Here is a 26,396-nt window from a genome sequence, read left to right as displayed (position 1 = left end):
GACTGATGACCAGGTCGGTTGTTGGTGTGTTTATGGGTGGGGACCTTGCTGGTGTCAGGTTGTGGGCGGGTGAGCTGGATGCGGTGCATGAGCGGTTTGTGCACCGTTTCAGCAGGTCGGAGCCAAGGGAGTCGGCACTGGCCCATATGCGGGGCCTGATCGCTCCGCTGCAGCGGAAGAACGGCTGGACGCTGGCGGAGGAGGCCGGCCACGAGGGTCCCGACCGTGTTCATCGGATGCTGAACCGGATCGAGTGGGACGCGGATGAGGTGCTCGACGACGTGCGGCAGTACGTGCTCGTTGGCGCGGGCACGTTCGGCTCCCCAGGCAGCTTCGAGCTGGTTGAGGCGCACCTCCAGGTCGGCGATGCGGTGCTGGCGGTCCAGGAGGGCTTCGCCCAGAACGTCGCGGCGGCCTTTGGAGAGCCGGCTTTCGCGGTCTGCTTCGGCCAGCCGGTTCTCCAGCACCGCGACTCCGTGCTTGGGTGAGGGGTTGCGCGGACGGCTCTTTGGTGGAGGGTGCGCAGCAGCTCCATGGTTTCGGGTCGTGGCGGCGCGCCGCGGTGTGCGGCGAGGTCGGTGAACAGGTCGTTGATGACTTCCCAGGGTGGTACGCAGGTGCCGGTGAGGTAGCGGGAGAAGGTGTCGGCGCCCCCGGGCTCGGCGGGCGGCGTAACAGGCGGACGGAAACGGTCAGGCCATCGAAGTCCGTCAAGGCCGCCGAGACTGTCGGCCCCGACTCGCGCGGCTACGACGGCGCGAAGCAAATCAACGGGCGCAAGCGGCACCTGGTCGTGGACACCAACGGCCTGTCGCTGTTCGTCATGGTCACCCCGGCCGACATGACCGACCGCGACGCGGCCAAGGAAGTCCCGCTGCGGCTGATGCGCCCCGAAATCACCATCGCCTGGGCGGACTCCGGCTATGCCGGACAGCTCGTGACGCGGGCGAAGAAGCACCTCGGACTGACCCTCAAGACCGTCATCCGGCCGAAGCACACCCCCGGCTTCGTCATCCTGCCCCGGCGCTGGGTCATCCAGCGGTCCGAATCGCTCATCACCTGGGCCGCGATCACACTCATGCCCAAGCGAATCACCCGCCGAAGCTCCCGCAGAAGCGGGTAACCGGCCTCCCGCTGAAGCCCAACGGGACTGATCAATCAGGCGGTGACAGCCACCACCGCTACCCGGAGCCCCCAAATCAGCTGCGCTGCAGCCCTTTCATCACCGTCGCACTCAACTGTCGGCGGTGGCGAGTTTTGCCGCGAAGCCGAAGAACACAACACCGGCGCCAGTGGTGAGCCCGGCGGACAAACGCTTGCGACGGCTGAACTGAGCGGACAGGTAGGTGCCTGCGAGAATCAGGACCGTGACGTAGCAGATACTGATCGACTGGTACACCACCGCGAGCAGCGCGAAGGACAGCGCTGGGTATGGGTAGGCCGGGTCCACGAACTGGACGAAGAACGAGATGAAAAACAAGATCGCCTTCGGGTTCAGCAGCGTGATCAGCACAGACTGTCGGAACGGGCGCTCAGCGGCGGCTTCCTCTGCGCCCGGAGACTCGGCTACGGCGGGCTCGTTGCGGGCCCGCCAGGTCCTCCATGCTCCGCGGATCATACCGAGAGCGATCCACCCGAGGTAGCCGGCTCCGGCGTACTTCACCACAGCGAAGGCAATCGGGTTGGCTTTCAACAACGAGCCGGCTCCCGCCGCTGTAAGCAACATGAGCGCCACCTCACCTAGGAAGACGCCCGCCGCAGCACGGTAGCCCGTCCGCACACCGCACCGCGCCGCCACCGACAGCGTGTATAGCGAGCTTGGCCCCGGAAGCAGAATGATCAGCAGAGTACCCAGCGCATAGGTGGGCAGGTTCGCCACTCCCAGCATCAGTATCACTCCGCTCTCCGGCTGTCTGGTCGGCCGCCGGGCACCACTGAGCGAGTCATGCTACGGCCTCCCGCCTCAACCAGGGATTACTGTCTGAATTTCGGACCTGTGGGCCATTGGCGCAGCGACCAAGCCGGATGCACCCCGTATTCTCGACGGTGAACGGCTTCGCGTCTCCCACAACGGATCGAAAACAGGCACATACTGAGAGCGGGTCGTGATGCGCTCGGCGAGTTCTTGGGTGGCGGGGCTTGGGCGATGGTCGGGAGGCGCGCGGTGGGGGACAAGCTGACGCTGCGGCATCGGTGGCGCAGCGCGGTGTGGTGGGCGGCCTGCGGATACGCCCTGCTGATGCTAGGGATCATGGTCTGGACCGACATTGTGGGCACCACCTTCCAGCCGGATCCCCCCCCCCCGCCCCTGACCTCGAGGAATACGCCAACTACGCCTTCACAGTCCTCCTGGCCGTGCTCTGCGTACGAGCCGCCCTGCGGGGCGTCGTCCTGCGCCCCGCAGGTGTCACCGTTGTCGGCTTCTTCCGCACCCGCCGCGTCCCCTGGCAGGACATCGCCGAAGTTGAACTGGCTCTGCGCACCGCCGGATCCTCCTCTGGCCGCTGGCGCATAGCCCTCCGCCTCCACGACGGCACCGCCCGCTGGATACCATCCTTCCTCCACGGCTCCATGAACCGCGGCAGCGAAGAAATCCCCCCGCCCGGCGACCGCACCCGCTACGGCAAGGTCTTCCACCAGGCCCCTGCCTATGCCCCCGCGAACTCGCCCGCCTTCACCACGGATTGCGCCGCGCCTGGTACAGTCGCACATGCCCTCGTTCAAGAGAGTGAGCACGCTGAACTGCGAATCTCAGCACAACCCATATGTGTAGCTGACGTGCAGTCAGCTAGCTGCATGCGTGCTGCGGCGGTATGAGCTGAACGAGTTTTTGTAGCGGCCCTGAGAAGCCATCCGCTTTCCGAACGTGATCGTCTGGTTCGGGCTCGGCGGGTATGAACTCCGGGTGGTGGCGGGAGAGATGGGCGTGGTTGGTCCGCTCGCGTCGCTTGTGGAGGTGGCTGGTGCCTTCGGTGCTCGGTCTGCTGGAGGCCCGGGAGAAGAAGGTCCGGGAAGAGGTGGCGCGGCTGCGGGAGGAGGCCGAGCGGGTGCGGGCGGCGCTCGGCGAGGGGAGAGCAGGCTGGCGCGGCTCGCCGATGCCCGTGTGATGGTGGCCGAGGTGCTGGCCGAGACCCCTTCCGTAGTGGCGGAACGCTGCGATTCTTCAGCCCCAAGGCGGAAGTCGGCTTCTGCGGCCATGCCACCGTGGCCACCGCGGTGGCGCTCGGCGAGCGCCTCGGCCAGGGCGACTTCGACTTCCACACCGCCGCGGGCCACGTGCCCGTCACGTCCGCGAAGAGAACGGCGTACTGAAAGCTACCCTCACCAGCGTCACACCCCACGTGCACGACGCGGACCCGACCGATGTGGCGGAGGCCCTGGCGGCGCTCGGCCGGCAGGCCGGCGATCTCGATGCCGCCCTGCCTCCGCAGGATCGCCTTCGCGGGCGTGCGCCACCTGGTGCTTGCGGCCGCCACCCGCGAGCGACTGGCCGACCTGGACTACCACTTCGACCGGCTGATGCACCTGATGCAGCGGCTCGACCTGACGACCGTGCAACTGGTGTGGCGCGAAACGGCGACTGTCTTCCATGTCCGCGACCCGTTCCCGGTCGGCGGCGTGGTGGAGGACGCCGCGACGGGCGCCGCGGCCGCGGCATTCGGCGCCTACGCCCGCGACTTGGCCCACGTCCCGTCAGACGCGAGGCTCACCCTCCACCAGGGCCACGACATGGGCCGCCCGTCACTGTTGGAGGTTGACCTGCGCGCCGACGATCCGCGGGTACGCGTCACCGGAGCCGCGATCGGCATCCGGCCGGCTGTGGCGCTGCAGTCGTAGCGGGACATCGCGGAGCCGGCCCGCAGAGCGGCAAGAACGTGCAACCCGAGGGTTGCACGGGATCCGCTGATGTGCAACGCTAAAGTTGCACATTCTTTGAGCAGACAGATGACATGGATGGACTACGCCATGACTGGTGACCGCATCGAGCGCGAGATCGTGATCGCGGCAGCCCCGGACAAGGTCTGGCCGCTGGTGGCCGAGCCCGGGTTCTGGGCGACCGACGATGAGAGCATTCGTGGCACGCAGGCCGCGGAAGGCCAGTCCCTGGTGGCCCGGCACTCCGAACACGGCGACTTCCCGATGCGCGTGGAGAAGGCCGATCCGCCGAAGTATCTGGCGTATCGGTGGGTGAGCGCGTTCCCCGGCGAAGAGCTGCGCGAGGACAACTCCACGCTCGTGGAGTTCACCCTGACGCCCGAGGGCGATGGCACCCGGCTGCACGTCGTGGAGAGCGGGTTCGCCGCTCTGCCGACGTCCGAGGACAACCGTCGCAACGTGATCAACGACCACACCGCCGGATGGGAGCAGTGCCTCGCCGCTCTCACCGCCCGGGCCGAGTGACCCCACCGTGATGGATCAGCCTCCCGCCGACGGCGATGTCATCGACAGCGTCCTCGCCGCCCTGGCCGATCCGACCAGTCGTCAGATGTTGGACCTGCTCTCCGCACGGGGCCAGGCCACCGCAACCACGCTCGCCTGCGGGCTTCCGATCTCGCGTCAGGCGGTGGTCAAGCACCTGACTGTTCGCGATGCGGCCGGGCTGGTCGGCAACGTGAAGGTCGGACGTGAGGACCGGTACGCGGTGCGCTCCGAGGCGCTGGATGCCACGGCCCGCTGGATGGCCGCGCCCGCATCCGACTGGGATCGCCGACTGGCGAAGATCAAGCGCATCGCGGAGGCGGCCGAGCCGGACGCGCAGTAACCCTCTCGGACAAGCTGCGTCCGGGAGCGCGGACCTCGACGCGCCCGGACCCGCCGGCAGCCGCCCGGCAGTGACCGCACAGACATCCCAGATCAACGGGACACGACAGCCCTCAAGGAGTGGCCATGAGCGATCGGAAAGCCGTCCACGCACCTCACACTCGCGCGGCGCCTGCCATGCCTGCCGTGGTCGACCGCCGCAGCTTCCAGGCCGAACTGGACCGGCTGCGCGCACGGGAGAAGGCGCACACCCGGGAAGCGGACGGGATCGCCGCGGCCCGACGGCGCCTGCCCATGGTCGAGGTGGACGCGAACCTTGAGCTGCTCGGGCCGCACGGGCCGGTGACCTTGCTCGACGCGTTCGAAGGACGCCGACAGCTCATCGCCTACTACTTCATGTGGGACCCTCGGCGGCCCGCGGACGAGCAGTGCGAAGGCTGCACGTTCTACACCACCCAGGTCGCCGAGCTGTCCTACCTCCATTCCCGCGACATCACCTACGCAGTCTTCTGCCAGGGCCGCAACAACGCCGTCCAGGGGGCCGAGCCCCAGGCGTCCTACGACCAGAGCCTCCGCTACCGCGAGTTCATGGACTGGCGCATGCCCTGGTACTCGGCGCAACCGTCCCTCGACGCGCTCCTGGTCGGGCGCAAGACCGGCTTGTTCCACCTGGTGTGCTACCTCCGCGACGGCAACCGCGTCTTCGAGACCTACTGGACGACCCGCCGCGGCGTCGAGGCGATGGACTACAGCTACGCGCTCATGGACCTGACCGCGTACGGACGCCAAGAGCCTTGGGAGGACTCACCCCCCAACTGGCCGCAACAGTGCTCCAATACCAGGACCGACGGCGGCTCGCCCGATTGGCCACCCGTACCGACGTGGCCGGGCGGACGACCCGCCGCCCAGTGGCCGCGACTCCACGCCGGACGCTCCGACGACCTCGGCACCCCGGAGCCACCAGCGGATCCACCCCACCGTTGCCACTGACCGACGCCGAAGAGCAGCATCCGGCAGTGCGCTGTGCCCGCTTGGCGCGCCCTCGTCCGCAGAACCGTTCCGCATCCACTCCGCACACACCCGCAGAAGGAAGACCATGATGGACACCACCCCGCTCCGGGACGCCTACCGAGCACTGCTGAACGCTGCCGCCACTGTGGCCGAATCCGGTGATACGAGCCCCGCCCCGCCAGCCGGCGAGTGGAGCGCCGACCAGATCCTGGCGCACGTCGCCCTCGTCAACGCCGCCACCATCACCGCCGTCTCCTCCGCCGCCACCGGAGCAACCACGACGTACGACAACCGCACAGCGCAGGACACCTGGACCCTCGACCGCGTCATCACGCTCGCCGGCGACAACGCAGGGCTCCGCGACCGCATCCGCATCCAGGCAGACGCCCTGTGCGCACTCGGCGGACCGATGCTCAGCGAGACCGAACTCGACACCCGGGTACCCGCCCTGCTCCTGTCCAACGGCAAAGTCCTGGTCGACCAGCCCGTGCCCCTGAGAGACCTCATCACCGGCCTCACTGAAGTCGAGCTGCCCGGCCACACGCAACAACTCCTGGCCCTACTGCCGGAAGACACCGGGAACCAGACCACGACCTGACCTTCACGCGTGCAGCGGCGGACAGCCCTCAAGTGCCAGCCGGAGCAAACCACCGCTGGCGAGGGGCGCCCCGGCGCCGGAGGTACAGGTCATCCTCGACATGCCCGGCAAGATCGCCGACTTCCTCCGCGCCATCGAACTGGAACCCGCCGAGCGCGCCGCTCTCCACCAGGGCGTGACCGTACGACGCGGTCAGGGCTACACCCTCCGCGTGAGCGCCGCACCTGCCGCCAGCGACGGAGATCCGACCATATGCCGTCAGGACGGCCTGACAACAAACTGGCCCCGCACCCTGCAAACTGTGCGAGGCCGATAGCTACGGATCCCACGAGCCCGGTCTACTTCAACACGCTGAACTTGACAGGGAACAGACCCGGTCAGTACACAGCTTCGTGGTCAGCTGGGCACCACAACCGCCAAGCAGCAGCCCACACCAGAAAGGGTCATCCTGGTGCCGGCGGCGAAAGGCATCCAGCTCGATCGCCTCCAACGGAAGCATCAGCGGCTCATCCGAGTCCCCGCTGCCCAGGACGGCCGTCTGTATCTGCCGCCTGTCAACCCGCACGCACACCCCCACACTGCGTCCCAACTCATCGTGCCACCTGCCGGGTTGCCGCACACGTGCTCGCCAGCACTGCCGTGCCAACGCCAGGGCGCGCACCGCTGCCCGACCTCCTGAGCCAGCCCTGCTCAAACAACGGCTATCTCATAGCCGCCGCAGCCAGGGGAAGCTACGGCCACGTCTCTGCTCCAGCAGGTGCTGGCCCAGCCCGAGTGGGTAGCCAGGCTCTCGGACGAGGACCGGCGAGGGCTCACCGCGCTGTTCTGGTCGAACATCAACCCGTACGGCACCTTCCGCCTCGACATGGACAAGCGACTCGATCTGATTTCGCTTCCGGGAATCCCAGGTCCGCGGCGTGTCGCCGACCGTACCGCCCGCGCAGCGCACTGACTGGCCAGGGGGAACATCGTCGCGAGAGTATGTCCGGTTCGCTACGATTCCAGGTCTCCAAGGAGGACCGCGGCGCCGCCCACCCAGACGCTGCGCCCTTCCCCCCGCGCCAGAGTGAGGATCGCCGAACGGCCCGCCTGGGTGTATTGAGCGATCTGCAGCCGTTGACCTTCGCTGACGCGAGGGTCGGCGCTGACCTGGGCCGCGCTTGAAACGCCGGTGGCCCGGTCCACGGCAAGACTCCGGCCGAGGTATGCGTTCACCTGGTCGCACGTTCGGGCATACCCGTAGTGCCACTGCGGCAGAACAGGTGGATCCCGTTGACGTCCAACTCGCGCTGCAGGGCCATCAGCCGGTCGTAATCGAGACCGTCCAGTTCACGCCGCAGTCGCGTAAAAGCGGCGGGTGTCACCTCGACGGTCAGCTTGGGCGAGCCGACGGACAGAACCGGCAGGCCGCCGGCCAGGGATGGCAGCGGCACATGGAAGATTTCCTCGAGTGCCTGCTCGCGGCCGTACGCGATCAAGGGCTTACTGGAGACGAAGTGCAGCATGACCGTGCAGTCGCCGGAGAGTGACGCGCACGCCGACCCTCCCGACGGCGTGCTGATCACCAGATCAAGGCCCGCGGTGATGAGCCCAGTCTCGGCGAGCGCGTGCACGGCGCCGATGAAGCCGTGTGCGCACGCCCCGAGTGTCTTCCCTGTCGGTGTCAGGACGATGAGATCGAGCTCGTACTCGGAGGGGCCGTGGGGCTCGCACTTTTGGCGGACGGCGTCGACGAACACGGTCTCGGGGTGCCCGTGCGGCGGGCCAGCGTACGGCGTTGCGCTGCGCTCAACGCCCCCACGTCGTCAGGCATGACGACGGCAAAGGGGTTGCCCAGTCCGTTGTCAGGATCGCGGGGGTCGACGAAGGCCGAGCCGAGGACGACACGGACCCCGCCCGGCAGCATCACTCGTCGGCCCGAAGTCATCCCAGCCGAAGCACTGGGGAGGGGACCCGGTCTGTTCATGCCGCTCATGTGCTGGGGCACAGGACGAAGAGCGGGAAAGCGCGGCGGCTGGGCCGGTCGCCGATCTCCTTCAGCGCTGCGCGGATCTCGCGCAGGTGGTCGATGGTCATCTGCAGCGGGGGCTCGTCAGGCTGGTAGACGGTGCGGATCGGATAGTCCACGCCCGGTTGCCGGGACATTTCGATGTGGCAGCCGAGCACGTGGGTGACCGTCCGGTGGCCGCAGAAGTCGATCAAGCGATTGATCGTCCGGATGAATGCCTGCCAGTCCTTGATGTAGAGCCGGCCGGGGTAGACCGTGTCACCGGTGAGGAGGAATCCGGTCCACGGATCGTAGAACGTGACCGCCGCTTCGTGGTGGCCCGGGGTCGCCAGACACTCCAGTACCCGGCCCCCCAGGTCAACCTGTGCCACGGCATCAGGGCGGTCGGCGAATCCGAAGTACGGCCAGGCGGTGGCCGGCTCCGCACCGACTACCGTGGTGTCAGGACGATCGGTGAACTGACCATCGCCTGCAATGTGATCACCGTGCGGATGGGTATGCAGCACCAGCAGTTGGTACCCGTGCCGAGGGTGACGCGCGAGCCAGGACTTTATGAGCTCGTCGACTACTTGGCGAAGAGGAAAGAACTCGGCGGATGCGGTGGCACCGGTGTCGATCAGCATCGCCCGCTCATTGCCGAAAAGCAGGAACAGGAACGGCGCCTCATAGTCGATCGCCATGTTCTGCCGGAGGATGAACGTGTGCTCGTCATAGCCGTGGACCTGGATGTCCGGGTCAGTGTTGTGCTTAGCCGACGGCGAGCCGTGGATCCACCGGACATTCAGCGCACGAGGTCTGGGAGTCGCTCCGGTGAAGTCGATCAGGGAAGTGCCGGCACCCATGACGTCTCCTTGAGTGCGTCGTCTTGGCGGGCCGGGTACGGCGCACATCTCGTCCGGGGCAGGCACATACGAGCCTCCGCGACGACGGTAACACGCACATAGGATCAGTCAGGTGCCCATGACAGCCGCGAAGCAGGTCCGGCGGATGCCACGCCCTTCACCTCTCATAAATGAGGGGTTCTGAAAGGCCGCCAGTTCGTATCGGCGCATGTCCGATTGCCACTGAACTTTGCTCTCAGAACCTCTCGCAAAACGGTGTTCTCGCAATGCCTCCTGCGATAGGGCACGGACGATCCGTTATCCGTGTGCGCTACACATCGAAACGGAACGTCGACGAAACCGCAGTCACCTGCGAAAACGCACCGCTGCGGCACAGCGACCAGCGCACAACCGCAACCGTCGACGGTACTGCCCGAAGCCCGGCGGGCCGTCGACCACTTGAGCTCGGTTACATCACAGCTCCTCGGGGGGAGGAGCGTGGCCTGCATGGTGTCGCGGCAGCGGTCCCTGGAAACCGCCGACCACATCCTCTATGACCAACGGGGACAGAGACCCGCAAACACCGTCTGCACAAGCTCGTTGACATCTTTCACCACGAATGTCGACGACGCGTCGCGACTCCGTTACCACCGAATGTGAGACAGGGCCGAGCGTCTTACAGTTTGGCGAGGAGGACCTTGTGCAGCCGGGGCCAGACTCCGGCCTCGTCCACTCGGCCAGGCGGCGCCAGCAGGTCATGCCCGAGCCGAAACCGAGTACCTGCGGCAGGTGTTCCCAGGAGATCCCGGTGTGCAGCACGAACAGCATGCCCTGGAACGCCAGCCTGTCAGGATGCCGCTTGCGCCCGGGGGGTGCCGGGTCCGGCGCTCAACCTTGGGCAGCAGCGGCTTCGTCACCGTCCACAACTCGTCGTCAACTTCCCACGGCCTCGGCCGCGCCACCTCGCACCGCCGGATCGTCGGTTCCGGAGTGATCCAACCACCTCGAAGATCATTTCGTCAGGAGCTCTCAGCATGCTCCTTGGGAACGATCTCGAAGAACTCGATGTCATGGCTGTGCTCAGAACGACCGACCGCAGAGGCCAACTGCCGCCGTGCTTGTTCTGCCGCGACCTCGTAAGTCGGCGACGGCGGCACCAACAGTGCGACAGGCAGGTCCGCCTGGGCAGGAAACTGCGTATACCATCTATCTCCGTCAAATACGGAGGCTCCCGCGTAGATTGACGTCCCGTTGCCTCCCTCGTGCCCGAAGAGGTGCGCCTCGACCTCATCAGGGTCGACGCCGAGATGGTCTGCGAGCTCGCGGTTGATGTCATCGATCAGGTCATGGTTTGAGTCCGTAACCAGCACCACGGCCGGTCCGCCCGGCACCTCGACTCTGGCTCGGTACTGGGAGCCCTCGCGGGTGACGATGCCGAAGTAGATATGGCGAACGATGTTCACTGGACCCTCCGGTTACATGTCGCCCCCTGCGCGCAGCAGATCCATCCCTGCGCCCCCCATCGACCACAAGTCGGCTGCTGGCGGTTCATCGGCGCACTCTGACACAGTCCAGAGGTCTCCCGCACTAGCATATTTTCGGAGATGGGAGCCCTGCCCAAGGCAGCCGACGGAGTTGATAGGAGGTCTTGTGGCCGTAGGCCATCTTCTTCAGCCGACGGCGTTCGCAGGCGGGTGCTGCGATACTCGCACGGTGGCGCGAACGGTCACGAAGGAGTCGCCGTTCCTTGGGGACGGGAAGACCGGGCAGTAGCGCGCGGTCGCCATCGGCTGACAGTTCGGGAGCCGATGCGGTGGTGCGGCAGCTGTTCGCCCAGGCGTGAACCGTCATCGTGGCCGCGCTCGATAATGGGGCGTGAGAGTGTTCCGGGCCGCTGCCGGCCCCACCCGAGAAGGCCCTGCGAAAGGGCCGGCCTCCGACGCCGCCCTGCTGCGTGCCGTCGCGGCGGGCGACGTCGATGCCCTCGCGGCCTTCTACGATCGGCATGCTGGCTGGCTGCACGTCCGACTCACCCGGCGCTGCGCGGACGCCGAGACGGTGAGTGAGGTTCTGCAGGACACCTTCGTCGCGGTCTGGCGAACTGCGGGCTCCTTTCGTGCCGGTGCCTCAGGCGAAGCCGGTGGGTGGCTGTGGACCATCGCGGCCCGCCGCCTGGTCGACGCCCAGCGCGCGGCGGTACGGGCCGCCCGCCCACGGGACACCGGCACACCCCCGGAGCCCTCCGCCGAAGAACACGTACTGGCACACGGCCTGGAGTTCGGAGACATGGGTGCCGCACTCGACCGCATCTCTCCGGAGCTCCGCATGGTGCTGCGGGCCACCGTCATCGACGGCTTGACCGTCCGCGAGGCGGCACTGCACCTCGGCATACCGGGCTCCGGTCTGGTGCTCGCTATCGGCGGTGGCGCCGTCGCTGTCGCCCTCGGCGGAGTCAGGCTGCTGACCCACCCTCTGGTGAGTCTCGCAGCGGTCGGTGTGGCAACAGCTGCCCTCATCCGCCGGGCATGGCGAAGAACGGACGCCCCGGCAACCGAGTCCGGCAGCTCAGCACCGGCCCGAAAACATGCCCGGCCCCCGCTGATCCGCCTCGCCGGCCGCCACCGGAGACGGACGGCCCTCGCGGTTGTGCTCTCTGCAGCCGCCCAGCTCGCCGAAACAACCATGTATCTGCTCATCGGCTGGATGCCGCTCGTCCTCTTCCGGGGAGAGAGCCGGGTTCTGACCCGCGTCGGACTGACCGGCACCGCTGCGCAGCTATGGGCACTCGGCGGTGCGGCAACTTTGGTACGTGTCCTGGTGACGGCGCTCTCGTATGGTGCGGACACCTCCTGGCGAAGGCTGGGCCAGGATGTGCAGCACGAGTGGCGGACCGAGGTCTACCCCCACGTCCAGCGTCTGGAACTGCACCAGATGGAGAAAGAGCGGACGACCCGGCTGGCCGGCGTTCTGACCGAGGACATGAACCAGCTGGGCAGCTTCCTGGCCACCGGCCCCAACGAAGTGGTCAGGCTTGCCACTTGTCTCCTCGGCATGGTCCCGGCGTTCCTTCTTCTCGCTCCCCGGATCGCGTGGGTCGCCTTCCTGCCGATCCCCTGCGTCGTCTGGCTCTCCTTGCGTCATCAGGAGCGCGCGGCAGCCGGGTACGCAGAGTCGGGCGAGAAAAGAGCCCGGCTGCACAGTCATGTGATCAACGGCCTGGAGGCGAGCGCGACGGTCAAGAGCCTTCGCGGCGAAGAGCACGAAGCCAGCCGGGTGGCGGAGCTCAGTGACAGCTACCGGAGCAGCAGCCTTCGAGCGGACCGTCGTACTGCGGCGTATACCCAGGCCGTGAACGCGGGTGCCGCGACCTCGTTCCTCGGGACCCTGCTGCTGGGCGGGCGGGACCTGCTGAGCGGTTCGCTCTCCGCCGACGCCTTCGGCGCCCTCATGGTGCTGCCCCAGCAGGTTGTCTGGAAGCTGACCGGTGTCGGCAGCACGGTCGAGCAGTACCAGCGCACCGTAGCCGCGTTCCACCGTATCGAGCATGTGCGAAGCCTGCCGGTCGAGTCGCACGGCGAGGGGCGCCAGCTGGATCCTGCCCAGGTCAAGGGCGAAGTGGTGCTCAAGGATGTCACCTTCTCCTACCCCGCGCGCAAACCCGCGGTACAGGGGCTGTCGATGCGTATTCACCCCGGAAGCACGACGGGGATCGTGGGTGCCACCGGGGCAGGGAAATCCACCATCGCGAAACTCCTCATGCGGTTCTACGCCCCGCAGTCGGGAAGTGTGCTCCTCGACGGCCAGGACATCCGGCATCTCAATTTGGACGACCTTCGCGACGCGGTCGGTTTCGTCGCGCAAGACGCCTTCCTCTTCGATGGAACGATCAGCGACAACCTCCGGTACGGGAGTTTCGACGCCGACCACTCAGCCGTGGTGCAGTCGGCCCGGATGGCCGAGGCAGCCGATTTCATCGAGGCTCTTCCGAGGCAGTACGAAACAGTTATCGGCGAGCGGGGATGCGCGCTGTCGGGCGGGCAGAGACAACGCGTAGCCCTCACCCGGGCGTTCCTCAAGGGGCCGCCTGTCGTCGTGCTCGACGAGGCAACTTCCGCGGTCGACAACGAGACCGAAGCAGCCATCCAGCGCACCATGAGCGAATTCGCGGTGAGCCGGACCCTCATCGTTATCGCGCACCGTCTGTCCACCGTCCGCCAGGCGGACAGGATCTATGTCATGGGCGAGGGCGGAGAACTGGTCGAGGAAGGCACTCACCAGCAACTCCTCAACCATGGTGGGTTGTATGCGTCTTTGTGGAGGCTCCAGACCGGCGAAGCATGAGGAGGGGAGGGAATACTGCTCGCCTTTCGGGCAACTGCACCTTGGCCGTGCGGTGTTGGAAACTCCACTCAATAGAGTGGTACGTCCGGCGGCCGGCGTGCTCGCCACCGCCCTGGGAAGTCTTGTAAGGACAGATTATTTTTGCGGGGGGGGGGGGGGATGCGTGCGCACTTTCGATCCCGAATTCCGGACACCCGCATCGACTCTCGGTTTTCCCTGACCGGAAAGTGGAGAAATGACGTCAACGACTTCAGGCGCGGAACAAGACACAACCGACTTCTGCCACGAGCTGACGCGGGAATCGCTGTTGCGGCTCGCCCGCCGTGAGATCGCAGCCGTTCACGTACGTGGCTTCTGTCCGCGCGAGATCGCCGAAGAAGTGGCGGAAAAAGCCCTCCGCCACAAAGCACTGGGGAACTACCACAAGAAGCACACCAGCACGGTCGGTCGTGTTCATATGCCCCACATCGACACGGCGTGGGACCAGGAGAAGATCGACCGCTATCACGAAGCAGCACTGCCCTCCATCCATGATGTGCGCGCCATGTTCGCGCCACACCTGTCACCCATCGACCACGTACGGCTGCTGCTCCAGGAGTGCTGGCCGGCAGGCGCCAACCTGCTGCGGCTGCGCGGTCGGCCCTGCTTCATCGGCGCGCTGCGCGTCTTCGAGCCGAACCTGTCGACCTTCTACCCCCACAACGACCACATCTCCCAGGAGACGGACGCTCCGGAATCCGCCGGGGTCACCGAACAGTTGGTCGCCAACGCCTATTTGAAGGTGCCCGAGGAAGGCGGTGCCCTCCAGTTGTGGCGGCGCGACCCCACCGAAGCCGAGACCCGCACCATCCTGGAGGTCGAGGGCCTGGACCCCTCGACGGTCGAACCACCGGTCCACGTCATCCAGCCGGAGGCCGGCGACCTCATCGTCTGCAGCTCCCAGATGCTGCATGCCGTCAGTCCGGCCCGAGACGGCCACCGCGTGGGAATGGCCACCTTCATCGCCTGCAAGAACCCCGAAGCACCCCTTCTCTACTGGAGTTGACCGAACCGCCGGGCCGGCACCGGCACTCGGTTCAGTCGGCCCTCTGACAGTAAGCGGTCGGCCGGGTTGAAACCGTTGCGCCCGCGCCGGCCGCCCGCCCAGCAGCCGACCCGTCGGCACTGGGCGCTCAAGCTATGGCTCGGTGCCGTAGTTCGCCGTACAGCAGCGCCGTGCCTGGTGAGGTGAGGCTGTGGAGGACGGTGCCACCGTCACGCAGGCTGTTTGCCAGTCCCGCTCTCGCAGCGCCCGTACGTGATCGCTGACGGTAGCCAGGAAAACGGCCGGCCGCCGGGCGACCGTCCGGATCCGGTCCCGCACCTCCGGCCGCACCTCGATCTTCGGAAAGGTCTGTCGAGTACTCCTGACGGCCTGGTGAGGAAGGCGCTGTCGGACCGGGCCTCTGAGCACAGAAGTACCTTCCGTCCCTCCAGTCACAGTTGCCACGGGTGAGCACTGCCCTGGAGGATGTGGCTGTGTCAACTTATGCCTCAAGAACTGCGCTTGGTGATCCCTGGCCGTATGTCCGTACGGCCTGGCCAGCACGTAGTGCCCCCCTCTACGGCCAGGATTTCGCACGCGACCCGTTCTCGTACTACCAAAGTCTGCGCAAAAACTTCGGTCCTGTGGCGCCTGTCACCCTGGAGGAGACCGGCGCCTTCCGCGGGTACCTCGTCCTGGACCACGCCTACCAGTTGGAGATTCTCCAGAACCGCGGCCATGTGTGGACGCGGGACTCCCGCTGGTACCGCGACTTCGCCGAAGGTGCGCTACCCGACCACCCGCTGATTCCCCAGATCGCCTACCGGCGCAGCCGCCTCTACGCCGAGGGCACGGAGCACTCACGCCTCTCCAGCCCGGGTAACAAGGCGCTGGCCGAGCTCAATCTGCTCCGTACCCGGGACCTCATCGAAGACCTCGCCGAGCAGCTCATCACCTCGTTCTTCCTCGACGGAGGGCCCTGGGAGTGGAACGAGGTCGACATCCTCGAGCAGTACGCGCTCCAGCTGCCACTGCTGGTCATGATGCGGCTGACGGGTATGGACGAGAACAGCGCGCTGGCCACCGGCACCGCCATTCACGAGATGCTCAGCGGCGGTCCCGGGGCCCACCGTGCCGCCGCGGATCTCGACGTCCGGATGCGGGCCCTGGTGGAGGAGAAGCAGGGGGCCCCGGGGCCCGACCTCGTCTCCTGGATGCACCACTACAACCGGCAGATGGAGCAGCCGCTGGATGCTCACGAGCTGAGCGAGGACGTATGGCTGCAGATCGTCGCCGGGCGGGGCGGCTGCAACACCTGGATCTGCAACACCGTGTTGGAGTTGCTGACCAACCCGGAGCTCAACTCCGACGTCATCGCCGGGCGCTGTCAGATGGACGAGGCGATGAACCGCGTCATGTGGGTCAACGCCCCCGTCCAGAACCTCATCGGCCGCTGGGCCACCCAGGACACCACGCTGGGCAGCTATCCGATCAACTGCGGGGACATGGCGATCATCTGCCTCGCTGCGACCGGAGGTGACCCGATGATGATGTCGACCAGCTGGGATGTCTCCCGCACCAACAGGTCGCATCTGGCCTGGGGCGCCGGTTCCCACGGCTGCCCGGTACCGGACCTGGCCACGCTGATCGTCCGTACGGGGCTCGAAGTGCTGTGGAACAGGCTGCCGGGCATGCGGCTGGCCGTTCCCAAGGAGAGTCTCGCCTGGGACCTTCCGTATATGGCCAGGTCACCCACTGCGCTTCCCGTGATATTCCCTTATCCGCCGACCTCTCCGACGAACGGACAGCAGTGGACCGCACAGCACCGCTTTCTCTCGAATCCGCCCCGGCCGATCTCCACGGAACAGAAGGAGCAGCCCTCCGAGCCGCAGGGCCGGTTGCCACTGTGGCGCTCCCTGGTGGCGTGGTGGCCAAAGCGGTGACGACCCGGGAGGCGGGCGCCCTGGTGCTGGGCGACCCCCGCTTCTCCAAGGACATCCAGCACTGGGGCGCGCACGCACGCGGGGAGATACCCGCGGACTGGCCGCTGCTGTTCATCGTGGAGGGCAAGGGCCTGCTCACCACAGACGGCGAGACCCACCGTCGGCTGCGGCTCCCCATCCAGCGCGCCATCTCGCCCCGCCGCGTAGAGGCGCTGCGTCCCCAGATCGAGGCCATTGCCGACCGCCTGCTGGCGGGGCTGGCCGCCGTCCCCGCCGGGGAGGAGACGGATCTGCTCGCCGGGTTCGCACTGCCGCTGCCGCTGGATGTCATCTGCTCACTGCTCGGCGTACCTGAAGACGGCATGCTGCGCCAGGAGTTGCACGAGTTGTCGGCGGCGGCGTTGAACTCCGAGGCCAGCGCGGAAGAGGTGCAGCAGACGGTCTCCCACCGCTTCCCCGCGACGCTGCTGGCACTGATCGAGCAGAAGCGCGCCCGCGGCGACCAGGACGACCTCACCATGGACCTGGTCACCGCCATGGACGAGGGGGAGCTGACCGAGGCCGAGGTCATCGGAAACCTCGTGACCACCGTGATCGGCGGCCACGAGACGACGGCCAATCTAATCTGCCACGCCGTCAAAGGGCTGCTGATGCACCCCGAGACGCTCCAGGCCGCGAGAGCCCGGCAGGACGCGGGGGAGGACCCGTGGCCCGGCATCGTGGAAGAGGCGCTGCGCTGGGAGTCTCCCACCCGTCATGTGATGTTCCGTTACGCACTCGACGACATGGAGGTCGAGGGGGACATGATCCGCAAGGGGGAGGCCGTGCTGGTGCCGCTGTCGGCCATTCAGCGCTGCCCGCACGCCTTCCCGGACGGTGATCCGGAGGTCTTCGCTCCCGGCCGCGCCGACGCCTCCCGGCATCTCGCCTTCGGCTACGGCCCGCACCGTTGCCCCGGTGCATCGCTGGCCCGGCTGGAAGCCGAGATCGCCCTGCAGCGGCTCTTCGCTGCCTTCCCGGGACTGGCCCTCACGAGGCGGCCCGCCTCCCGGGTGCCGTCCCTGGGCATCAACGGCTACCAGGAACTGCCGGTCCAGCTGCGCTGAGGCCGACACTGCCGTGGTCGGCCCTTCCCGTTGCTCCAGGGGGCTCCGCCCCGAAGGCCCCGGTCCTGCCGGACGGGCTGACTTCAGCCCGTCCGGCGTGGCAGGGCCTTCACCTCAGCGCACCCCGCATCACGCGCGTGCCGGAACCTGGCCTTCGGCCTGGTCACTGCCGACGGCCTCATCACCCCTGCTGGCCCGCAGGGCCGGTTTGGCACCGGCAACAGCGGCGGCAACCAGCGCAACGCCGCAGCCGATCAACAGACCGATGCGGAACCCGTCCTCCGAAGCAAGCCGGTGGCCCCCCATGGTGACCGTCAACTGCGCGAGCACCACCGCGGCCGATACCTACAGCGACGATGACCCGAGTCCGCCAAGGCCACCAACCGGGCGAAGCCAGCCGGCGCGAAACCCGTCTTTGTCGCGGTCGGATTCAGGTCCGCCCTACTACTTCGCGACCTTGGACGACCTGTTGGTCGCCGCCCTGACCAGCGTCACGGATGAGTACACCCACCGCATCCGTCAACTTGGACGATGAGCGCGGCACCACGCCTTACCGTCCGAGACGGCTTAGTACTCCAGCAGCGGTTCGTATCCTGAGCTGCGTTTTCGGTAGTGGCAGTGGCGGGCGATGGCTTGGCGGTGTCTTCTCCATGCCGACCATCTCAGTGCGTGGGTGACAGGATCGTGGTCGGCTCGGGCGCGGGGCAGGAGAGTATCCGGGAGTCGCCGGATCTCCGCCACGGTGAGCGGGACGGGGGCTGACCGGTTTCTGCAGCCCCCTTTTCGTCGCCGCCGGCACGGGCGGCGAGTGCGGCCAGGACTGGGTGGGCGAGCATGGCCAGGGTGATGTGCCGGTACCAGCCGATGTAGCGGCGGACCTCGTACTCGTCCAGGCCGCACTCGTTCTTCGCGGCCTGGAAACACTCCTGGATCGCCCAGCGGGAGCCCGCGATGCGGACCAGCTCGGCGATCTCGATGCCGACGGGTGCGTAGGCCAGGTAGTAGGCGACTTCACCAGGATCGGACAGGCTGCGGCGAGCCATCACCCATCGGTAGTGGGTCGGCGGATCAGGGTCGAAGACCACGTTGGCGGGCAGCTTGGCCGCGGCCCAGTCGTAGACGCGCGGGCCCTTCGCCCCGTCACCGCAGGAGAGCCGCTGCCAGGCGTCACCGGGCGCTTGGTCAATGAGCTCCTCGATGCGCCAGATGCCGGCCAGGGACTTGATCTGCTGGGACTTGGGCACCGCCACCACGTAACCGACCTCGAGCTGCTCGAGCAGACGACGGAAGTGCCGGTCCTGCCCGTAAGCCTCGTCGGCGGTGGCCCAGGCCGCGGGCAGGTCGGCGGCCAGACAACGGCGCACGATGTCCCGGGCCGGTTCGCCCTTGGTCACAAACCCTCGCTCGTCCGGAATCTTCGCCGCCCGGCAGCGCACGCGGTCGGATGTCCAGGACTTGGGCAGGTAGAGCTCCCGGTCCACCAGAGCCCGGCCGGAGCTGGTGGCGTAGGCGGCGAACACCCCGATCCGACAATTGTCGATCTTCCCGGAGGTTCCTGGTGTACTGCCGGCCGACCCCGGCCAAGGTGGTGCCCTTCTTGATGAACCCGGTGTCGTCGACGATCAGCACACCGTCGGGCCCGAGCCGCTCAGCCACGTAAGCACGGACATCGTCACGCAGGGCGTCCGCTTCCCAGGCACTGCTGTTCAATAGCCGCTGGAAGCCATCCGGGGTCCGGTGACCTGCCCATTCAGCGAGTTGCCAGCCGTTCTTGCGTGTCGCCCGGCCCAGCAGACCTCGCACGTAATCCCGCATCCGCCACAGCAGATCCACCCGAGCGAACCTGCCCGCCACCCGAGCAAATACCGATTCCAACTCAGCTGCCCAGCAGGCGACTTCACCCATCCCCTCCATACCAGGACAACGACAACCACCAGCTCAGGACACGAACCGCTGCTGGAGTACTACCGAGCTTTTCGTTAGTTGTGTGGGTGTGGGGGGCTCGTCGGTGGGAGGCTTTCGTCGTTCCTACCAACCTTCGCCCTTCGCCTCGGAGTCTTCTGTTCCCCCTTTGACGCGGCCTCAGTTGGCCGAGGCTCGGCGTGTGCGGGCGGTCGAGTTGTTCGAGCAGGGCCGCCCGAATGCCGAGATCGCGGGAATGCTGGGGGTCCATGCCGAGAGCGTGCGGCGGTGGGGAGCCCGCAGCGAAGGGGGACCGCTTCCCGAACGCTGTGGCCGCCCTCACGGCCTCCCAGCCAGCTGTCGTCGCGATCCCTTGGAGCGCCAGGACGTCGTCGAAGCGGTAGAGCGGCACTCTGCGCGCCTCTCCACGCCGCCGCCAGCGGCTAAGGACGTACCTCACCGGCACCAGGTAGCCGGCGACCGGAGAGGTGGGCGAGCTTCCTGCACCGCTGTTGCGCGATGCGTCGGAAGCGCCGGCGTTCGCGGTGTACTCGCCGCGGAACGGTGCGGGCTTCACCTGTACGAGGACCTCGACGCCGTACCGGCCTCACCCGCGCTACGGCTTCCACAAGCAACCATCTGCCTCGCTCCGCTCACGCTCGGCGGCATCAATGCTGCGCACGAACCGCCCCTGCCCGGAGTGGGTGCGCGCTTGAGGGCCGCTGCTGGTCATGCCGAGAGAGTAGGGGCGCGTACCGGGCAGTTCCGGGGGGAGCATCTCGGACGCCTGCGGCCCACTTGCCGGATCAGGGATGAGCCGCAGAACCGACAATGTTGGCGCTCGGTGCGATTGTCGACCGTCGCCGCCAGTGGAAACCTGACGCTCATGCGAACCGCGACTGGGGCTGTAGCGATGATCTTGGCAGTGCTCGCGGTTGGGGCTTGCTCAGGCGAGGACAAGAAGCCCGACCCTGAGCCCCCGGCCAAATCGAGCACGAAGCCACCTGCAAGCTCACCGAGTGCAGACCTGAAAGTGCGGTACAAAGACGCATCACTCACGCTGAGCCATGAAGACGGGGCTCTCCGATGTCACTCCACCAGCGCCTCCTTTGACAGCAGCTCTCCCGAAATCTTGAAGGGAGGATTCGCCGTGGAATCGGAACCGGACGTGTCGCTTGAGCCGTGCGGAAGAAATAATGAACCCGCGGTGGACTTCTCACCCACATCTACCGATCTGGCATTCCGGGCCACTGACCAGCGGGACGGCCTCAGTTGCAACGCCACCATGGACAGCGGACGCGCTCAGGACATCAATGAAGCCCTCTCGTTCGACAAGCTCGCGGTTGGGGATAAGTTCTGCCTCACGCACCCCTACGACCAGACTGAGCGTGTCGAACTACTCCGCGTACAAGAGATTTCACCAAAGGACGCGAAGGTGACCTTCGTAGTAAATGCATGGAAGGAGAAGGAATAACCCTCGTTCCCGGTAGGGGGTGCGATACGCGGGGAAGCACCCTCGCGCAGACTGCCGGGGGCTTAGCGTTTTGTCCTGGGGTGGGTGTTTTTGGTAAGAGGGCTGTGCGGGGGCAGCTCTCGTCTGGTGCGCCGGCCACTCAGAACTAAGGGTTGTCCCGCAACTGATCTTGACATGAAGGTGGTTGGTCAGGACCGGACCCAGGAGACCATGGGGGCGCTCCGCCGCCACGGTCGCGTCGTCTCATGGATTGTCCGGTTTGATCACATGAGTGTCCAAGGCGGCCCTGGGCGCGACGAGTGGCGGGCGGATCCGCCTGAGGAAATGAGCGGCAGCGTCCCCCTTGTACGCGGTACGGTGCGCCGATGTCAGCGATCAAGAAGTTCCAAGTCACCTTTGACTGCGCAGAACCTGAGCGCCTCGCTCGCTTCTGGTGCGAGGTGTTGGGGTACGTCACACCGCCGCCACCGGAGGGATTCACCACCTGGGAGGATTTCAACCGCACCCTGCCCCCTGAGAAGCAGGGTTCATGGTTCGCCTGCAGTGATCCCTCAGGTGTGGGCCCGCGCCTGTACTTCCAGCGCGTCCCCGAAGGCAAGATCGTCAAGAATCGGGTGCATCTCGACGTCCGGGTCGGCACCGGGCTCGTGGGGGACGAGCGCCTCACCACGCTCGAAACTGAGTGCGCACGATTGGTTGCGCTCGGTGCGACCCACGTGCAAACGCTGTATGCCGATGAGGAGAACGAGTCGTGCATCCCAATGCTGGACATCGAGGGCAACGAATTCTGTATCGACTGAGCATTCTCCGAGCAGGGGAGGTGGGGAGCCGCCTCCCCCGGGCCTCTCTGGTCTCGTATGGGGAGAGAGTTACCTCATGAGAGCGAGGTTGTGCATCCGGGCGATGCCGAGCACGGCGGTGTGAACGCCGTCGCCGGGTATCGGCGTCGATGACGACCTGGTGGTTGGTCGAGTACCGGTAGTTCTTCGACTGCTCGGCAACCATATGATCCCGCGTGGGCACTAGTAGGGTGCGTCGACGATCAGCACGGCGTCCTTACGGAACCGCTGACGAGGCTGAAGCGCAAGCGACGGTCCGAGGTGGCGGATGATGCGGTTGGCGGCCGACTTCGACACCCCGAACATCGGGGCGAGCTGCCGCAGCGTCGAGTTCGTACGCCAGTAAGCCGCTACGGGCAGGATCCGGACCTCCAGAGTCAGGCTCCACGGTCGACGCTTGCGCACCTGGTCCGTACTTTCGCTCCGCATCGCAGTGACCAGCTTGCCAAACTGCTGCGGGTTCAGCCCCGGTGAACGGGGCTATCCAGGATGGTCCCGACGACGTGATCAGGCAAGGCATGGCGAGATCATGACACCAAGATCAGCCGTTACGGGACAGCCCTTAGGGATCAGAAACAGTACTGTCGAGCCGAAGAACTCCGTAGTCATGACCATCTGAGATTTCGGAACCGCAAGTGCATGAGGGATGTCATGTACTTCGAGCCAGACACGGATCCTGCTTGTCTGCCCGTAGATTTCATCTGCGGTGACCCACCCGAACGGAGTGTCGGCCTCCACTGCACGCTTGAGCATGCACAAGCCCAGGTCAGGCTTCGCGGCGAACTCGACATCATCGCCGACACCGACCGATCAGCAGCGCTCACGGTCCGCATTCAGGTACCGGGTGGCAGTAGGTCCCTGGTCAGTGCGAAAGCTGAACGTGCTGAGGTGAGCAGGGCGTTGATCCGGGCGAGAATCCGATCCGTCCTGTGCGGGTTCTCCGTCTGGACCGCCTCCGTCAGGTCGTCGGCGTATTCCTGCGCCCGTACGGCTTCGTCGGGATCCGCGCTGCGTGCATCCTCCCTCAGCGCGTCGAACAACTGCCTGTGTGAGACGGCGTGCACGTCGGCGGTGTTGCCGTGGCCTGCCTGAGCCACAGCGTGAGGGCTGCTGACGTTCGCCACTATGAAACCGCCAGAGCTGGCCGAGATGTGCACCGCTTCGCTTCCTCCTGCCCACATGAAGTTCTTCCGGTACTCGTCCCACCCCGTCCGAGTCGGGCCGTAGATACCGAACTTCCATCCGCAAGTCTTGATCAGCCGGTGCTTGAGGGGTTCCGCAAGAATGAGCATGGTACCGGCGCGATTCCATCCGTGATCCATGAAGTAGTCCGCCATGCAAACCCCCCGCCAGCTGGGCCCCGTGGATCTTCGGCAGATCTCCTGGAAGACCTGGTTTTGGTATGCCGCGGCCTGCGCCAGGGTGATGGACGGAGGAGGGAGCCGCCGTATGTGGCGCTTGTTGCGTACCACCACGAACAGCTCGCGCAGGACTATGCAGAGGATCGCGACCAAGATCAGGGTAAGAAGCACCAGCACTCCCTCCCTCCTGCCCCAAAACCCTCCCACGGTAAGCAAGTTGATGCATCGGTGGAAGGCATCGGTCACCGCACTCACCGGACAACCACAGCGAAGACCAACCACCTGAGGTCGTCTTGCACGCCGCCAGGCTCAACGAGACGGTCTTCAAGCCGCCACACCGTTGGATCACCCTGCCGGGCGCGCATCCTTCTCCGGCCCCTATTGCGGCGGAGGACAGCGCAGGCGGCGGGGCTTTCCGTGGCCTCGGCGGCGTGCTGGTGGGAGCGCACCGAGGTGGAGTCGACGTGGACCGTCCCAGTCGACCTGATAGATCCATGACGTCCATCAGTTGTCAGGGAGCTGGGGGCGGGAATTGGTCCGGTCGGCGGATGTCGCACAGGCGGTCCGGGGGCAGCGTGGCCAGGATCCGGCGGGCCTCCTCCGTGATGACCAGCTGGCAGCGCCAGCCGCCCCGGGCCTGCCAGCAGTCACGGCGGTGGAGCTGCCACCACGGGCCGCCCCCGTGCACGCCTGGGGAGCGCAGCGCCAGCCACTGGCGGCCGGCCACCGCGCCCTCGGTCGGCACACGCGAGTAGGACTCGCCCGGGATCGGGGCAATGTGCTCGGCGGCAACGCTGATGGCCACCGGGACGCCGCCGGGCGGGGCGTGGCCGTTCTGGTCGGGGCTGGCCGGGAGGATCGCCTGGCACTCGTACCGCCATCGGCCGTCGGGGGTGCGGGAGCGAGCTGCGACTTCAGCAGGAAGACCGCAACAACGTCAGCACTACCCCGCCCCTGACCAGCAACAAAGCTCACTGACACCCACGCGGCCAACCACTGACAAAGCAACGCGGCCCATCACCGTTGTCAGGCCGGGACACGTGCGGTGAACTCGTACAGGCGCGTGACCTGCTTAGAGCTCTCGTTGTCATCGCTGACCAGTAGCAGTCGCAGCCGTCGGTCCGGTGTTCGGCCGATGACCGTCATACCTTCGATATTGTCGAGCAGCGGGTGGCTTGAGGGCTGCGGCAGTTGCGCGCCCAGGGAAGGACAGTTGCCGAGGTCGGCGAGGAGCTTCTTGTCCATGGGCGCGGTTGCGCCGGCTTTACGGGGATCGGCCAGGTAGAGGCGGATTGTGTTACCGATGCCCGGTTCGAAACCCCTCTCCAGGAGAAGGAACCGCCCGTCCCTGAGCGCATGGACCTCGGGGACGAGGAGGTCTTTGTCGAGGGGGTAGCGGAATTGCCGTCCCAGTTCGAACTTGTCGCCGTGGCGTTGCCAGGTCTGGAACCGGACAACCTGCCTTCCTCGGCTGTCTGCGGGCTCCTCAGCGAGCGGGCCCTCCATGGATGCGGTGAGGGTACGGCCGTCAGGGGACAGGGTCAGGCCCTCGAAGGTCTGGTTCTCCTGCCCGCGGCCGGCCGGAGCCACCCGCAGCTCGTCCGGCACAGGCAGTCGGCCCAGTAGCCGGCCGTCGTGATCGTAGTGGCGTACGGACGGCTCAATTTCCGATGTGACGAAGTAACTGCCGTCGTGGTCGACGGCCAGGCCCTCGGAGTCGGTCTCTGTGCCCTCTTCGTCGGTGAGCGGGATGACCCGCTGCGGGCGATGAGTCCTGGCGTCGAGACTGAACAGCTTGGACCGGTCGGACAGCGCGGCGATCCGGCCATGGGTGTCGGGCGCGAGAGCGGAGAAGTTGCCGACGTACGAGCCCTGGAACGTGGTTTTGTCCAGGGCGTCTGAGTAGCGGTCAATCGAGACATACGGCGAGCACTTATGCCCACCCCCATGGTGAACTCCACCGTGGGCCTGGGCCGGTACCAGGTTCAGGGTGGTGGCGGCAAGCAGCCCGGCAAGGGTCGCGGCAGCCACACCAACCGCTTTGTCCGTACGCATCAGTTGACCTCCCAAGTGCCCATTCCTCGCATGCGGATGTTATGTGCCGCGACATGCGGCCGGACTCATGGGGGCCCGTTCAGCGTCCAACGCCCCTCATTCCCGGTGAGGCATGAGCGTTTTGGGCACCGGTCGACAGCTCCGGAAGAGCCGGGGACGGCAGTGTCATGCGGGCTTTCGCAAAGCGACCACCGCGGGCCGTCACCCCGGCTCTCACCGGCATCTCACCACGGGCACCTTCTCAGGTCCCACAGAGAGGAGGGTTCACCAGTGACCACTGCACAGATCACCACCGCCGCGTGCCACACCTACATCGCGGTGGATGCGAAGCTGGTGCTGATGGACGAGGTCCACCGGCTCAACCCCCTACCTCCAGCGGCGCGGGGTCGAAGGCGCGCAGGGCCCGCAGGACAGTCGCCAGGGGCTCGAACTCGGCGGTGGCGGCCATGTCCCGGCCCTCGTCCTCTGGGATCGGGGACGTCTCCCGACGCCGGTCCGGCCGGCGTCAGGTCCCGCAATCTGCGCGCCACGATGGCGCCCATGGTGTGCGCCAGCGGCTGCGGACGTGAGAGCAGCGCGTGCCGGACATCCTGAGTCGTGGAGCCCTCGCCAGCATCAACCGTCCGTCCCTGGTCCCGCAGCGGGTCCCCGGTAAGGGCCCACTCCCGGGCCTCCGCCGCGATGGCCCGCAGCGCCTCCACCCTCGGGGTTGAAGCCGCGAAGCTGCCAGCCACGAGGTCTACCTCAGCTGCAGTCAACGGCACAGGGCGCCACGGTCAGCGCCTCAAGCCCTGGGAGGAAGAGTGAGCGTGACCTCTCCGGCCGTCGTCTTGAGAGTGAGGGTGCTTCCCCTCGAGCGATGGCACGATCCCCGATCTACGTCATCAGCGCCCGCTCCTTCGAGCCAGCGCCTCCAACTCCCAGCCGGTCACTTCCAGGAGCAGCCCGTCCAACGGCCCGCCCCAGCTCCCGGTAGGAGCGGCCGGGGCGGCATAGGGATGGGGGGTCGTCGTGGTCGCTGCCGTAGACGCGACGCTGCGGCTCACTCATACCCACCAGCCTCCCGCCGGAGGTGACGGCACGGGTGGGGTCGCAGAGCTCACAGACCCAGCAGGATCGGCCTGCGCGAGCAACGCGAGGGCCTGGTCGGTG

22 protein-coding genes, 8 pseudogenes and 1 riboswitch are annotated in these 26,396 nt (G+C 66.7%); of the genes and pseudogenes, 18 read left to right on the top strand and 12 right to left on the bottom strand.

Features of this window, described 5'->3' with window-relative positions:
• Window positions 1-32: 32 nt before the first annotated feature.
• Window positions 33-311: pseudogene (locus tag ACTWQF_RS10165) on the top strand (IS701 family transposase); the annotation flags it as partial.
• Between the two features lie 353 nt (window positions 312-664).
• Window positions 665-1,099 (top strand): annotated as a pseudogene (locus ACTWQF_RS10160) (transposase); the annotation flags it as partial.
• 135 nt (window positions 1,100-1,234) lie between these two features.
• Here the strand turns inward: ACTWQF_RS10160 and leuE are convergent.
• Window positions 1,235-1,888 carry a leucine efflux protein LeuE gene (gene leuE / locus ACTWQF_RS10155; RefSeq protein ID WP_443278962.1) on the bottom strand — a complete coding sequence of 218 codons (654 nt, stop codon included), beginning with the start codon at window positions 1,886-1,888 and terminating at the stop codon, window positions 1,235-1,237.
• A gap of 305 nt (window positions 1,889-2,193) precedes the next feature.
• On the opposite strand from leuE, the gene ACTWQF_RS10150 reads away from it, so the two are divergent.
• The 8 genes and pseudogenes from ACTWQF_RS10150 to ACTWQF_RS10115 all read left to right on the top strand — a co-directional run bounded on the left by ACTWQF_RS10150 (window position 2,194) and on the right by ACTWQF_RS10115 (window position 7,322).
• Window positions 2,194-2,817 (top strand): PH domain-containing protein, encoded by a 624-nt coding sequence (locus tag ACTWQF_RS10150; protein ID WP_443278840.1) that lies wholly within the window; start codon window positions 2,194-2,196, stop codon window positions 2,815-2,817.
• Between the two features lie 146 nt (window positions 2,818-2,963).
• The gene (locus ACTWQF_RS10145) at window positions 2,964-3,107 is read left to right on the top strand and encodes a hypothetical protein (protein WP_443278839.1); all 144 of its coding nucleotides are present in this window, start codon (window positions 2,964-2,966) and stop codon (window positions 3,105-3,107) included.
• 97 nt (window positions 3,108-3,204) lie between these two features.
• Window positions 3,205-3,837: pseudogene (locus tag ACTWQF_RS10140) on the top strand (PhzF family phenazine biosynthesis protein).
• 129 nt (window positions 3,838-3,966) lie between these two features.
• Window positions 3,967-4,401 (top strand): SRPBCC domain-containing protein, encoded by a 435-nt coding sequence (locus ACTWQF_RS10135; RefSeq protein ID WP_443278838.1) that lies wholly within the window; start codon window positions 3,967-3,969, stop codon window positions 4,399-4,401.
• 10 nt (window positions 4,402-4,411) lie between these two features.
• The gene (locus ACTWQF_RS10130) at window positions 4,412-4,762 is read left to right on the top strand and encodes an ArsR/SmtB family transcription factor (protein WP_443278837.1); all 351 of its coding nucleotides are present in this window, start codon (window positions 4,412-4,414) and stop codon (window positions 4,760-4,762) included.
• A 125-nt stretch (window positions 4,763-4,887) separates the two neighbouring features.
• The gene (locus tag ACTWQF_RS10125) at window positions 4,888-5,751 is read left to right on the top strand and encodes a DUF899 family protein (RefSeq protein WP_443278836.1); all 864 of its coding nucleotides are present in this window, start codon (window positions 4,888-4,890) and stop codon (window positions 5,749-5,751) included.
• A gap of 106 nt (window positions 5,752-5,857) precedes the next feature.
• The gene (locus ACTWQF_RS10120) at window positions 5,858-6,370 is read left to right on the top strand and encodes a hypothetical protein (protein ID WP_443278835.1); all 513 of its coding nucleotides are present in this window, start codon (window positions 5,858-5,860) and stop codon (window positions 6,368-6,370) included.
• Window positions 6,371-7,127: 757 nt separating this feature from the next.
• On the top strand, window positions 7,128-7,322 hold the full coding sequence (locus ACTWQF_RS10115) for a hypothetical protein (RefSeq protein ID WP_443278834.1): 195 nt from the start codon (window positions 7,128-7,130) through the stop codon (window positions 7,320-7,322).
• A gap of 259 nt (window positions 7,323-7,581) precedes the next feature.
• Here the strand turns inward: ACTWQF_RS10115 and ACTWQF_RS10110 are convergent, their stop codons facing one another.
• The 4 genes and pseudogenes from ACTWQF_RS10110 to ACTWQF_RS10095 all read right to left on the bottom strand — a co-directional run bounded on the left by ACTWQF_RS10110 (window position 7,582) and on the right by ACTWQF_RS10095 (window position 10,662).
• On the bottom strand, window positions 7,582-8,109 hold the full coding sequence (locus tag ACTWQF_RS10110) for a hypothetical protein (RefSeq protein ID WP_443278833.1): 528 nt from the start codon (window positions 8,107-8,109) through the stop codon (window positions 7,582-7,584).
• A gap of 232 nt (window positions 8,110-8,341) precedes the next feature.
• Entirely contained in the window at window positions 8,342-9,220 is an 879-nt protein-coding gene (locus ACTWQF_RS10105; RefSeq protein WP_443278832.1) for an MBL fold metallo-hydrolase, read from the bottom strand.
• A gap of 12 nt (window positions 9,221-9,232) precedes the next feature.
• Window positions 9,233-9,300: riboswitch (guanidine-III (ykkC-III) riboswitch) on the bottom strand.
• A 578-nt stretch (window positions 9,301-9,878) separates the two neighbouring features.
• Window positions 9,879-10,161: pseudogene (locus ACTWQF_RS10100) on the bottom strand (transposase); the annotation flags it as partial.
• Between the two features lie 57 nt (window positions 10,162-10,218).
• Window positions 10,219-10,662 (bottom strand): hypothetical protein, encoded by a 444-nt coding sequence (locus ACTWQF_RS10095; protein WP_443278831.1) that lies wholly within the window; start codon window positions 10,660-10,662, stop codon window positions 10,219-10,221.
• Window positions 10,663-11,074: 412 nt separating this feature from the next.
• Here ACTWQF_RS10095 and ACTWQF_RS10090 point away from each other — a divergent pair.
• Window positions 11,075-11,335 (top strand): annotated as a pseudogene (locus tag ACTWQF_RS10090) (RNA polymerase sigma factor); the annotation flags it as partial.
• Here the strand turns inward: ACTWQF_RS10090 and ACTWQF_RS10085 are convergent.
• Window positions 11,327-11,668 carry a hypothetical protein gene (locus ACTWQF_RS10085; protein ID WP_443278969.1) on the bottom strand — a complete coding sequence of 114 codons (342 nt, stop codon included), beginning with the start codon at window positions 11,666-11,668 and terminating at the stop codon, window positions 11,327-11,329. The pseudogene ACTWQF_RS10090 and the gene ACTWQF_RS10085 sit on opposite strands and share 9 nt — an antisense overlap.
• A gap of 213 nt (window positions 11,669-11,881) precedes the next feature.
• Between ACTWQF_RS10085 and ACTWQF_RS10080 the strand changes: the two genes are divergently transcribed.
• From ACTWQF_RS10080 to ACTWQF_RS10065, 4 genes are all read left to right on the top strand, one after another.
• The gene (locus ACTWQF_RS10080) at window positions 11,882-13,540 is read left to right on the top strand and encodes an ABC transporter ATP-binding protein (RefSeq protein WP_443278961.1); all 1,659 of its coding nucleotides are present in this window, start codon (window positions 11,882-11,884) and stop codon (window positions 13,538-13,540) included.
• Between the two features lie 235 nt (window positions 13,541-13,775).
• Window positions 13,776-14,585, top strand: coding sequence for a 2OG-Fe(II) oxygenase (locus ACTWQF_RS10075; protein WP_443278830.1), 810 nt, complete (start codon window positions 13,776-13,778; stop codon window positions 14,583-14,585).
• Window positions 14,586-15,208: 623 nt separating this feature from the next.
• Window positions 15,209-16,507 (top strand): cytochrome P450, encoded by a 1,299-nt coding sequence (locus ACTWQF_RS10070; protein ID WP_443278829.1) that lies wholly within the window; start codon window positions 15,209-15,211, stop codon window positions 16,505-16,507.
• Window positions 16,504-17,613 (top strand): cytochrome P450, encoded by a 1,110-nt coding sequence (locus tag ACTWQF_RS10065; RefSeq protein WP_443278828.1) that lies wholly within the window; start codon window positions 16,504-16,506, stop codon window positions 17,611-17,613. The genes ACTWQF_RS10070 and ACTWQF_RS10065 overlap by 4 nt, the downstream gene beginning before the upstream one ends.
• 129 nt (window positions 17,614-17,742) lie before the next feature.
• Here the strand turns inward: ACTWQF_RS10065 and ACTWQF_RS10060 are convergent, their stop codons facing one another.
• Window positions 17,743-17,946 (bottom strand): hypothetical protein, encoded by a 204-nt coding sequence (locus tag ACTWQF_RS10060; RefSeq protein ID WP_443278827.1) that lies wholly within the window; start codon window positions 17,944-17,946, stop codon window positions 17,743-17,745.
• Between the two features lie 329 nt (window positions 17,947-18,275).
• Window positions 18,276-19,518, bottom strand: a pseudogene (locus ACTWQF_RS10055) (IS701 family transposase).
• An 82-nt stretch (window positions 19,519-19,600) separates the two neighbouring features.
• Between ACTWQF_RS10055 and ACTWQF_RS10050 the strand changes: the two are divergent.
• From ACTWQF_RS10050 to ACTWQF_RS10040, 3 genes and pseudogenes are all read left to right on the top strand, one after another.
• A pseudogene (locus ACTWQF_RS10050) lies at window positions 19,601-19,816 on the top strand (helix-turn-helix domain-containing protein); the annotation flags it as partial.
• A 585-nt stretch (window positions 19,817-20,401) separates the two neighbouring features.
• A complete protein-coding gene (locus ACTWQF_RS10045) occupies window positions 20,402-20,989 on the top strand; it encodes a hypothetical protein (RefSeq protein ID WP_443278968.1) in 588 nt (195 codons plus the stop codon).
• 365 nt (window positions 20,990-21,354) lie between these two features.
• Window positions 21,355-21,789 carry a VOC family protein gene (locus ACTWQF_RS10040; RefSeq protein WP_443278826.1) on the top strand — a complete coding sequence of 145 codons (435 nt, stop codon included), beginning with the start codon at window positions 21,355-21,357 and terminating at the stop codon, window positions 21,787-21,789.
• 133 nt (window positions 21,790-21,922) lie between these two features.
• Here ACTWQF_RS10040 and ACTWQF_RS10035 read toward each other — a convergent pair.
• The 4 genes and pseudogenes from ACTWQF_RS10035 to ACTWQF_RS10020 all read right to left on the bottom strand — a co-directional run.
• Window positions 21,923-22,348, bottom strand: a pseudogene (locus tag ACTWQF_RS10035) (helix-turn-helix domain-containing protein); the annotation flags it as partial.
• A 313-nt stretch (window positions 22,349-22,661) separates the two neighbouring features.
• The gene (locus ACTWQF_RS10030) at window positions 22,662-23,435 is read right to left on the bottom strand and encodes a hypothetical protein (RefSeq protein WP_443278825.1); all 774 of its coding nucleotides are present in this window, start codon (window positions 23,433-23,435) and stop codon (window positions 22,662-22,664) included.
• 265 nt (window positions 23,436-23,700) lie between these two features.
• Window positions 23,701-23,994 carry a DUF6233 domain-containing protein gene (locus ACTWQF_RS10025; RefSeq protein WP_443278824.1) on the bottom strand — a complete coding sequence of 98 codons (294 nt, stop codon included), beginning with the start codon at window positions 23,992-23,994 and terminating at the stop codon, window positions 23,701-23,703.
• 221 nt (window positions 23,995-24,215) lie between these two features.
• Window positions 24,216-25,244: an esterase-like activity of phytase family protein gene (locus ACTWQF_RS10020; protein ID WP_443278823.1), complete on the bottom strand. Its 1,029-nt coding sequence runs from the start codon at window positions 25,242-25,244 to the stop codon at window positions 24,216-24,218.
• Between the last annotated feature and the right edge of the window lie 1,152 nt (window positions 25,245-26,396).

The sequence above is a fragment of the Streptomyces sp. 8N114 genome (genome assembly GCF_052245835.1).
Classification (GTDB): domain Bacteria; phylum Actinomycetota; class Actinomycetes; order Streptomycetales; family Streptomycetaceae; genus Streptomyces.
This window is presented reverse-complemented; position numbering and strand designations above follow the sequence as displayed.

Excerpts from the sequence above, each read along its gene's own strand:
- ACTWQF_RS10120 (WP_443278835.1), top strand. The coding sequence starts at position 5,858 with ATGATGGACACCACCCCGCTCCGGGACGCCTACCGAGCACTGCTGAAC.
- ACTWQF_RS10075 (WP_443278830.1), top strand. The coding sequence starts at position 13,776 with ATGACGTCAACGACTTCAGGCGCGGAACAAGACACAACCGACTTCTGC.
- ACTWQF_RS10040 (WP_443278826.1), top strand. The coding sequence starts at position 21,355 with ATGTCAGCGATCAAGAAGTTCCAAGTCACCTTTGACTGCGCAGAACCT.
- ACTWQF_RS10125 (WP_443278836.1), top strand. The coding sequence starts at position 4,888 with ATGAGCGATCGGAAAGCCGTCCACGCACCTCACACTCGCGCGGCGCCT.
- ACTWQF_RS10020 (WP_443278823.1), bottom strand. The coding sequence starts at position 25,244 with ATGCGTACGGACAAAGCGGTTGGTGTGGCTGCCGCGACCCTTGCCGGG.
- ACTWQF_RS10045 (WP_443278968.1), top strand. The coding sequence starts at position 20,402 with ATGCGAACCGCGACTGGGGCTGTAGCGATGATCTTGGCAGTGCTCGCG.
- ACTWQF_RS10080 (WP_443278961.1), top strand. The coding sequence starts at position 11,882 with ATGTATCTGCTCATCGGCTGGATGCCGCTCGTCCTCTTCCGGGGAGAG.
- leuE (WP_443278962.1), bottom strand. The coding sequence starts at position 1,888 with ATGCTGGGAGTGGCGAACCTGCCCACCTATGCGCTGGGTACTCTGCTG.
- ACTWQF_RS10135 (WP_443278838.1), top strand. The coding sequence starts at position 3,967 with ATGACTGGTGACCGCATCGAGCGCGAGATCGTGATCGCGGCAGCCCCG.
- ACTWQF_RS10105 (WP_443278832.1), bottom strand. The coding sequence starts at position 9,220 with ATGGGTGCCGGCACTTCCCTGATCGACTTCACCGGAGCGACTCCCAGA.
- ACTWQF_RS10130 (WP_443278837.1), top strand. The coding sequence starts at position 4,412 with ATGGATCAGCCTCCCGCCGACGGCGATGTCATCGACAGCGTCCTCGCC.